This window comes from Streptomyces sp. NPDC054840 (assembly GCF_053611065.1).
The window spans coordinates 1-1,571 of the sequence record NZ_JBSGZP010001065.1 but is presented as its reverse complement, the minus strand read 5'-3'; the positions used below and the strand labels follow the sequence as shown (position 1 = coordinate 1,571).

Genomic DNA, 1,571 nt, shown 5'->3' with positions numbered 1-1,571 from the left:
AGTACGTCCAGTAAACCGGCGCGCCCCTCCGCCTTGCCGGGCACGACACCGGACGCCGCGGGCTCGGCCGACAAGATCCGAGAGAGACGGTCTAGCGCGGTTCCCGGACCCGCACCACCTAGCAACTCACAGGTTCACCGCAGGACCTCGAAAGGGTTTGCTCGCTCCCGTCGGTACGGCGCCGGCGGGAAGGGGGTCCTGGCATGCGCAGGAGATGGTGGGCCGCCATGGCGGCCTGCGGCACGCTGCTCGCAGTGGCGGCCTGGACGGCGCTCCCGGCGGACGGGGCCGGGCAGCGGAGCCCGGCGCGCGCCCTGGAGACCGCCGAGCTGGACCTGCTCCACACGGCGGGAGAACTGCTCGTACAGGACTGTATGCGGGCGCAGGGATTCTCGTACTGGCCGGTCCCGCGCGTGCCGCACCCGGACTGGCGGGACTTCCCGTACGGCGTGGACGACGTGGACTGGGCCCGCGTCCACGGGTTCGGGCGCCGGATCGAGCTGCAGCTCGACGAGGAGGCGGCGGCGGGCCCGCGCGCCCGGTACCGGAGCGGGCTGTCCGCGGAGCGGCTGGAGGCTCTCGGAGTGGCCCTCATGGGGCCCGACTCGAAGGGGCTGGCCGTCGAGAACCCGGGCGGCGGCACGCTGAGCCACAGTGACCGGGGCTGCATCACCGCGTCGTGGCGGGAGCTCTACGGGGACGTGCGCCTCTGGTACGGCGCCGACGAGACGGTGAAGCAGCTCGGTGCGGTGCGCACCGGCCGGGTCGGCCAGGACCCCGCGTTCCGGACGGCGCTGGCCGGGTGGAGCGAGTGCGTCGGCCGGCACGGTTTCCCGGCCGTGCACCCCGTCCGGCAGCGCGACGAACAACTGGCACGGACCGGCCCGGCCGCCGAGGCGCAGGACGTACCGATGGCCATCGCCCAGGCCGAGTGCGCCCGCTCGACCGGCCTCGCCGACACCGCTCAGGACCTGCACCGGCGCTACTCGGACATGATCCGCGCCGAGCACGGGGCCGCCTTCGACGCCATGCGGCGGATGCAGGTGGCGGCCCTGCCCACAGCTCGCGATGTGGTCACCCGGCACGCCGGGAGCTGATGTCGCGTACCGCCGACCGGCGGTGAATCACGCACGGCACTACTGGGAGGGAAACCGATGGAGAAGCTGCACAAGCTCAGGACGCTCCTCGCGGGGCTCGCGATCGCCGGTGCGGCGGTGGTGGCCGTTCCGACCGCGGCGCAGGCAGACGGTGGCTGCGGCTACACGAACTTCTGTGCCTACTCGGACGATCACAACTACCTCTACGCGAACGCCGGCAATTCCAACGACTGGCCGTACCAGGTCAAGAACAAGGTCGACTGGGTACGCAACAGCGGCAGCGCCGGCGGCCGCGACCACGTCAACATCTACTACAACGAGAACAACACCGGCGCCTACGCCTGCATCGGGTACGGCACCGAATGGAACCTGCGCAACAACGCGCAGTCGTTCAACTGGACACGCAACAACGACGCCGACGGTCAGTGGAAGGCGGTCCACGACAACGCCGCCTCGCACCGGTGGGTGTACAGC

2 protein-coding genes are annotated in these 1,571 nt (G+C 71.3%); both read left to right on the top strand.

What is annotated here, in order from left to right:
• The first annotated feature begins 203 nt into the window (after positions 1-203).
• Entirely contained in the window at positions 204-1,097 is an 894-nt protein-coding gene (locus ACWGIU_RS37530; protein ID WP_453712531.1) for a hypothetical protein, read from the top strand.
• A 57-nt stretch (positions 1,098-1,154) separates the two neighbouring features.
• Positions 1,155-1,571: hypothetical protein (locus tag ACWGIU_RS37525; RefSeq protein WP_453712530.1), on the top strand; the 417-nt coding region annotated here is incomplete at its 3' end.

Coding starts and splice junctions, on each gene's coding strand:
- ACWGIU_RS37530 (WP_453712531.1), top strand. CDS start 204: ATGCGCAGGAGATGGTGGGCCGCCATGGCGGCCTGCGGCACGCTGCTC.